The sequence below is a fragment of the Alkalibacillus haloalkaliphilus genome, assembly GCF_007991275.1.
Lineage (GTDB): Bacteria > Bacillota > Bacilli > Bacillales > Alkalibacillaceae > Alkalibacillus > Alkalibacillus haloalkaliphilus.
The window spans coordinates 22,038-29,552 of sequence record NZ_BJYA01000022.1; the positions used below are offsets into that span (position 1 = coordinate 22,038).

Below are 7,515 nucleotides of genomic sequence, written 5' to 3' on the forward strand. Positions count from 1 at the left end.
GCTCCCATGACGACCTGGACGGTCTAATGTCGGCGTTGGTCACAAATGCAGGTTTCAAAGGCTTCAGCGCTTTAATTTGCGCCGAGTAACCGCAGGCGCAGGACGTGACCGTTTTTAGCCGACCAGGAGTCTACGCATTTTGATTCCGCTAAGAGACTGCTAAACTAAGCTAATTAGCCAATCGTTCGTGTTTTCATCACACTCCAAACCTTTTGTCCCAACCTCATTATTTTGCATTAATTTTCATTTGTAAATCGGGCTTTAACTATATATGCAAGATCATAATCGTCTTTATAGTCATCCCACTCTTCTAACGTATTACCTGAAAAGCCCATTCTTCGTTCTTCATTGATATAGAATTTTCCAGCTAACGGTAGCTCCTCTTCACTAACCACCATTTCATCGTTTATAGTCCAACCAAACGATGTAACTTCTCGGTCTTCTGAAATGGGATCATGACCATGGCTCGTCCCGACTGATCCATTGTTCGTAATTCCGATATTAAATGAAAAATTGTCATCTCGATCGGTAGAAAAGATGATGTGTCCTTCACTTTCAACTCCCTTTGAAAACTTGAAATCATCTTCTACTAATTCACCATCGACATACTTTTCAACCCACACTTCTAGCCAATTATACTCTTCACTAACATTAAATTCATGAACACTCATTTGATCTGAACTGACTTTTGAAATTGATCGATCTAAATCAGATAACTTAACGTTTTTGATCGTATTCTCCTCTAAACCTTCACTACAGGCAACTAATAATAATGTAATCATAATTAAAAATAATAACAACCTATACACATGATCTCTCCTCTTACCTTTGCTCCCATGTTAACATAAATATCCAGAAACTAAGAAAAAACCACTAAATCTACTAGAGCGCAAATTTAGTGGATTCTATAATTAATTACTCTTCCTCTTCTTCGTCTTCCTCACCTTCAGCTGGGTTATCTGTTTCTTCATCGTCATCATCTTTAGTAATTTCAGCACAAGCTACCCGATCACCTGCATCACCTGCTGGCTGACTAATCCCGTCATCTGGTCCTTCATGAATGATAAGAGACTTTCCACCATCTTCATTAAAAAAGGAACCTTGTCCATCAAGCAACGTTGCATCCTCAATCACATATTCATATGTCGCAGAACCATCATCTTCTACTAATATATTTGGCATATCACCAATATGATGACCATCTGGGTGCATCAACCCATGTTCAGCTTCTTCATCTATCGACCAATGGCCACCCGCTGACTCAAAAGTAGGAGCTTCACATTCCGGGATTTCATGAATATGAATCCCTTTGAAACCTGGTGTTAAGCCAACCACTTCAACTTCAACTTCGACACCTTCAGCATCCTCAGTCAATGTAATCTCACCAATCACATCATAGTCCGTGTTAATAATATCTGCTGATGTCACTTGTGTCTCCGCTTGACAAGCTGATAATAAGAAAATAACTCCAACTAAGTAAACCCACTTCATTCTCATCACCTCTTCTATATTATGGCTAGAATAAAATGGATTTAAACTTTAGGAACGTAAAAAAAGGTGAGCTAGTCGCTCACCTTTTTACTCACTGTTCTTTTGAATCAACATTATGATTTTGCTGATCATGTTCATTTTGATTAGGGAATCTTTCGTTAAAAGCTTGCTCTTCTTTATTAGAGACTTTTACCATCCATCTATAAAACATAAAAGCTAAAACCATAAAGATGATTAGCGTTATTACAGCTGGGATATATAATGTCTTATCCTCTGGAAAATATAAAAATTCCATCATAAAGCATACACCTACTTCTAGTCACTATTACTGTCATTGTAACAGAAGTCGTGTAGTCAGTCATACGTGAATGTTTCATCTTTATGACAATCTATTTTTTGAATTCCGTTACTAAATTCGCCATCTCAATAGCGCTAACTGCCGCTTCATAGCCTTTATTACCAGCTTTTGTACCAGCACGTTCAACTGCTTGCTCAATAGTATCAGTTGTCAGGACGCCAAAGATAACAGGTACACCTGTATCTAAACTTACTGAAGAAGTTCCTTTTGCAACTTCACCACTGACGAAATCAAAGTGTGGTGTTGCACCACGAATAACAGTACCTAATGTAATGACGGCATCATAATCACCATGCTCGATCATTTTCTTTGTTGCTAAAGGAATTTCATATGCGCCTGGTACCCAAGCGACTTCAATGTTATCTTCGCTTAACCCATGGCGCTTTAGTCCATCTAAAGCACCATCTAATAATTTTTCTGTAATAAATGCATTAAATCGACCTACGACGATTCCGACCTTTAAATCTTGTGCGACTAAATTTGCTTCATATGTTTTCATTGTTCATCCTCCTAGAATAAGTGTCCTAATTTATCTCGTTTAGTAGCTAAATACTTTTCGTTATCTTTGTTTGCTTCCATTTTCAAGCCAACACGCTCAACAATTTCTAAATCATAGCCGTAAAGGCCTTTAATTTTACGTGGGTTGTTCGTTAATAAGCGCATTTTACGAACGCCGATATCTTCTAATATTTGTGCACCAATTCCATAGTCTCGTAAATCTGCTGGGTATCCTAACTTCTCGTTAGCTTCTACTGTGTCATACCCTTCCTCTTGCAGTTTATATGCTTTTAATTTATTTAACAAGCCAATGCCACGACCTTCTTGGCGCATATAAAGAAGAACACCTTTACCCTCTTCTTCAATTTGAGCAAGTGCTGCATCAAGTTGTGGTCCACAATCACAGCGGTTTGAGCCAAATACGTCACCCGTTAAACATTCACTATGCACGCGAACGAGAGTCGGTTCAGTCGGTGTAATATCACCTTTCACTAATGCAACATGTTCACGACCATCAATGATGTTCGTATAAGCAACCGCTCTAAAGTCACCGTAAGAAGTTGGTAAGTTAATTTCAACAGCACGATCAACTAGCTTTTCGTGCATTCGACGATATTTAATTAAATCTTCAATCGTAATTAATTTTAAATCATGTTCATCAGCAATTTTGCGTAATTCAGGTACTCTTGCCATCGTTCCATCTTCATTCATAATCTCACAAATTGTACCTGCTGGCTTCCCACCAGCTAATACAGCTAAATCAACCGCCGCTTCTGTGTGTCCAGCACGACGCAAAACGCCACCATCTTTAGCGATCAACGGGAAGATGTGACCTGGACGTTTAAACTCTGTTGGTACTACATCATTTTCTACCAACCGCATAATCGAGTGTGAACGCTCAGCTGCACTAATACCTGTTGTCGTTTCAACATGGTCAATGCTTACAGTAAATGCAGTTCCATGACTGTCTGTATTAACATCAGCCATTAACTCTAGTTGTAATTGATCAGCTTTATCTTGCGTAATCGGGGCACATACTAGTCCGCGCCCTTCCTTAACCATAAAATTGACTACTTCTGGTGTTGTATGTTCAGCTAAGGCGACAAAGTCACCTTCATTTTCACGATTTTCATCATCAACAACGATGACGACTTTCCCCTGTTTTAAATCTTCAATTGCCTCATGTATTGAATCAAACATAATGCCCCTCCTATTGGTTTAGAAAACCTGCTTCACGCAAAGCTTCCATCGATAACCCTTGTTTTTTCTCCTCTTGATTCGGGTTCATTAATTGATAAACGTATTTTAACAACATATCGCATTCAATGTTGACGAGATCACCCGTATACTTTGTCGTTAAAATTGTCGCGTCTTGTGTATGAGGAATAAGTGAGATCGTAAACGTATTTCCTTCTAAACCGAAAATCGTTAACGATGTCCCATCCACACTGACCGAACCTTTTAACATCATGTACTTAGCCAGGTCTGGGTCTACTTCTATATGGAAATACTCGGCGTTATCTTTCGTCTCACGATTAACAATTTTACCAAGACCATCGACATGACCTGAGACAAAGTGTCCTCCAAAACGACCATCACCTGGCATCGCGCGCTCTAAATTTACCTTTGAACCAACTGTTAAGCTTTTTAGTGCGGTATGGTGAAATGTCTCTGGCATAATATCGGTATTAAATGATGTCGTTGAAAACTCAGTAACCGTTAAACATACGCCGTTAACGGAAATACTATCACCGAGTTTAACGTCTTTTGTAATTTCATTAACTGAAACCGTTAATTGTAAAGACTCAGAACCTTGTTTTATATTTTGAATCGTTCCTACTTCTTCAACAATACCTGTAAACATTAGTCTACCTCCTTCTGTTGAGGTCTAGCTGTAATCTTAAGGTCTGGTCCAAGCATTTCGACATTTTTAAAGTCGACTTGGACAGAATCTTCTACTTGATCGAAACCTAATTGATTATAAAAAGCTTTGCTAAATTCACCGCCAATTAGTTTCGGTGCCATATATAAATGAATTTCATCGAATAGCTCTTTTTGGATAAACTCTGAATGAATTGTTGAGCCACCTTCTACATAAACACTCATTATTTTGTCTTCTTTTAGTCTATGTAATAGCTCTACTAAATCGATTCGTTCTGTATCCATTCGCCACACTTTAACATGGTCGATTGAACTGATTTTTTCCTCTTTTTTATAATCAGCTTGTTTAGCACAGACGACTATTGTTTCTGCTTGATCATTTGTTAATAAATTTGCATCTATTGGAATTGATAAATTCGTATCAAGGACGATACGTGTAGGATTTAAACCTCCGTGGGGCAGACGGGTGGTTAATTGAGGATCATCTCGTAAAACGGTTTTACTTCCAACTAAAATCGACTCATGTTGATGACGATATACATGAACATCATGTCTTGATTCAATACTTGTGATCCATTTGCTGTCGCCGCTGTTGGCAGTCGTTTTTCCATCCATAGAAACAGCTGTTTTCAGCGTGACAAATGGTCTTTTATGTTTCATAAAGTGGAAGAATTTTTGATTTATGTCTTGAGCTTGCTCTTCTAACAAGCCGACTTCTACTTCTATACCTTCATCTTTTAGCCATTGAATGCCTTTTCCAGCTACTTTAGGGTTTGGGTCTAATGTTGAGACATAGACCTTTTTAATTCCTGAATCAATAACTGCTTTAGCACAAGGTGGTGTTTTACCATAATGAGAACACGGCTCTAACGTAACAAACATCGTCGCTCCGCTCGCCTGTTCTTGTGCTTGCTGTAGGGCATATACTTCAGCGTGTGGTTGCCCTGGTTGTAAGTGAGTACCTGTACCGATCACAACCCCATCTTTTACGACAACCGCCCCAACTGACGGATTCGGTCTCGTTTGCCCAACAGTTAACTTAGCTAAATCAATGGCATGTTGCATATAAAATTGTTCATCTTTCAATCGTTAACCCCCTTTTGTAAACCGGGTCACGATCTGATCCTTCTCCCATCCAGACTTTAACTGTCGGCTCCAGATTCACACTGGGATCCACCGTAACGAATACGGGTCACGGACTGAGAACTTTGTATAGTTCAACACCGCCGGTCGGGATTTTCACCCTGCCCCGAAGAATCAATACTCAATCTAGATGACTGAATACATTAAATTCCTACTGTGTCTTTTGCAATTGTGTCTAAAAATGACAAAAAACTTATATTATAATTTTTATTATAAACTACATATATTGATTATGCTATCATCCTGTTTCATTTTTTGAACTAAGATGTTTAAAACAAAATTTCCGTGGGAATGAAACAAATAAATACACGAAAAGGAGTGGATTTAAGATGGATCTAAGAAAAGTATTAAACCAACTAGAACATTATCAGAGTGAAAAACCGAACCGTGTATTTACCATGTATTTAAATACAGACCTTGCTGATCAAGATCAACAAGGTGGTGAATGGAAGATTCACCTTAAAAACGGATTAAATAACTTTGAGAACTATTTACAAGAAGATGGCGACTCAGATGAAAAGCGAAACTTTTGGGCTGTTAAAGAAAAAGTTGAGAAATTTATGGAAGAACATCAAAAAGACTTGAAGAAAAGTGTTATAATCTTCGCAACAGGTGAAGGTGATATATGGTTTGCTGACACATTCCAAATGCCAGTTCAAACAGAATTTTATTGGGAAGATGCGCCCGTATTAGATCAATTAAAATCATTAAATGAACAATTCCCTAAAACAGGAATTGTGTTAACCCAAAAAGATCACATCAAATTAATAGATGCGGAGCTAGGCTCAATTAAAGACACAATGTTATATGAACTTGATTTAAATACAGAGGATTGGAAACAACACGTCGGACCACACCACGCTGACTCAAACTTAGGGTCAGGCGGTGCTAAGTCAGCTAAAAAAGATGAAATTGCTGACCGTTTTGAGGAGAATCGTTCACGCTGGTATAAATCAATCGCACCTAAAATTGACCAGCTAGCTAAACAAAATGATTGGGATGAAATTCACTTAATTGGCAGTTCTGATGAAGTAGACGAGCTTGAGAAAAATATGAATAAGCCAATTGAAAATAAAGTAAATAAAAACTTACTAGATCATGAAGAAACTAAAATATTAGAAGAAGTCATGTAAGGTTTAACGAGTCGGACAAGTTTTGTTCGACTCGTTAATTTTTTGCTTACATAAATAAGTTGGAATAAGGAAAGAAATATTTATTGTAGTATAGCTACTAATCAGTAGAATTGATTGAAAATAATGAATAAGGTTAAAGCGTGCTTTATAAATTGTTTGCGCTTTTCTTTTATGGTAGCTTAATTAAGTAAGAACACTTAAGGAGGAAATTTAATTATGAGTACACATATTGGTGCTAACAAAGGCGATATCGCTGATAAGATTTTACTACCAGGAGACCCGCTTCGTGCTAAGTATATCGCAGAAACATTTTTAGAGGATGTTACTTGCTACAATGAAGTACGTGGTATGTACGGTTACACAGGTACATATAAGGGTGAGCGTATTTCAGTACAAGGTACAGGTATGGGTGTACCAAGTATTGCAATCTACGTAAACGAACTAATCCAAGAATACGACGTACAAAAGTTAATCCGCGTAGGCTCTTGTGGAGCTCTTACAGAAGACGTTAAAGTACGTGATGTAATCTTAGCTCAAACAGCTACAACAGATTCTCAAATGAACCGTATGGTATTCGGTGGTGTAGATTACGCTCCTGCTGCTGATTTCGGTTTACTTAAAAATGCTTATGACGTAGGTGAAGAGCGCGGCCTTAACTTACGTGTAGGAAACGTCTTCACAAGTGATAGCTTCTACCGTGATAACGCAATGGAGCTTTTCAATAAGTTAGCTGAATATAACGTATTAGCCGTTGAAATGGAAGCAACAGCTCTATACACAATCGCTGCTAAATACAACCGTGAAGCACTAGCTGTTTTAACAGTAAGTGACCATATCATTACTGGTGAAGAAACGACAGCTCAAGAACGCCAAACTACGTTTAACGACATGATCGAAGTTGCACTAGATGCAGCAATTAAATAAGCCTTATCCCAACTCTCTTATGATTAGTTCATAAGAGAGTTTTTCGTGAGTGCTGATAAATTTCCGTAAACGCTGATAAACCCTTCG

The 7,515-nt window shown here is 38.1% G+C and carries 9 protein-coding genes and 1 riboswitch; of the genes, 2 read left to right on the top strand and 7 right to left on the bottom strand.

Going from position 1 to position 7,515, the window contains the following annotated elements; genetic code table 11:
* Nucleotides 1-236 precede the first annotated feature (236 nt).
* The 7 genes from AHA02nite_RS13785 to ribD form a co-directional block, all read right to left on the bottom strand.
* The gene (locus AHA02nite_RS13785) at nt 237-809 is read right to left on the bottom strand and encodes a hypothetical protein (RefSeq protein WP_146818294.1); all 573 of its coding nucleotides are present in this window, start codon (nt 807-809) and stop codon (nt 237-239) included.
* 106 nt (nt 810-915) lie between these two features.
* Nucleotides 916-1,491, bottom strand: coding sequence for a superoxide dismutase family protein (locus AHA02nite_RS13790; RefSeq protein WP_170236113.1), 576 nt, complete (start codon nt 1,489-1,491; stop codon nt 916-918).
* Between the two features lie 91 nt (nt 1,492-1,582).
* On the bottom strand, nt 1,583-1,789 hold the full coding sequence (locus AHA02nite_RS13795) for a hypothetical protein (RefSeq protein ID WP_146818298.1): 207 nt from the start codon (nt 1,787-1,789) through the stop codon (nt 1,583-1,585).
* Nucleotides 1,790-1,880: 91 nt separating this feature from the next.
* On the bottom strand, nt 1,881-2,348 hold the full coding sequence (ribH, locus tag AHA02nite_RS13800) for a 6,7-dimethyl-8-ribityllumazine synthase (RefSeq protein ID WP_146818300.1): 468 nt from the start codon (nt 2,346-2,348) through the stop codon (nt 1,881-1,883).
* 11 nt (nt 2,349-2,359) lie between these two features.
* Complete coding sequence (locus AHA02nite_RS13805) at nt 2,360-3,547, bottom strand: bifunctional 3,4-dihydroxy-2-butanone-4-phosphate synthase/GTP cyclohydrolase II (RefSeq protein WP_146818302.1); 1,188 nt, start codon at nt 3,545-3,547, stop codon at nt 2,360-2,362.
* A 10-nt stretch (nt 3,548-3,557) separates the two neighbouring features.
* Entirely contained in the window at nt 3,558-4,211 is a 654-nt protein-coding gene (gene ribE, locus AHA02nite_RS13810) for a riboflavin synthase (RefSeq protein ID WP_146818304.1), read from the bottom strand.
* Nucleotides 4,211-5,314, bottom strand: coding sequence for a bifunctional diaminohydroxyphosphoribosylaminopyrimidine deaminase/5-amino-6-(5-phosphoribosylamino)uracil reductase RibD (gene ribD, locus AHA02nite_RS13815; protein ID WP_146818306.1), 1,104 nt, complete (start codon nt 5,312-5,314; stop codon nt 4,211-4,213). Before ribD ends, ribE begins: the two co-directional genes overlap by 1 nt.
* Before the next feature lie 33 nt (nt 5,315-5,347).
* Nucleotides 5,348-5,489, bottom strand: a riboswitch (FMN riboswitch).
* Nucleotides 5,490-5,700: 211 nt separating this feature from the next.
* On the opposite strand from ribD, the gene AHA02nite_RS13820 reads away from it, so the two are divergent.
* Nucleotides 5,701-6,504 carry a VLRF1 family aeRF1-type release factor gene (locus AHA02nite_RS13820; RefSeq protein WP_146818308.1) on the top strand — a complete coding sequence of 268 codons (804 nt, stop codon included), beginning with the start codon at nt 5,701-5,703 and terminating at the stop codon, nt 6,502-6,504.
* Between the two features lie 216 nt (nt 6,505-6,720).
* On the top strand, nt 6,721-7,428 hold the full coding sequence (deoD, locus tag AHA02nite_RS13825; protein WP_146818310.1) for a purine-nucleoside phosphorylase: 708 nt from the start codon (nt 6,721-6,723) through the stop codon (nt 7,426-7,428).
* Nucleotides 7,429-7,515 lie beyond the last annotated feature (87 nt).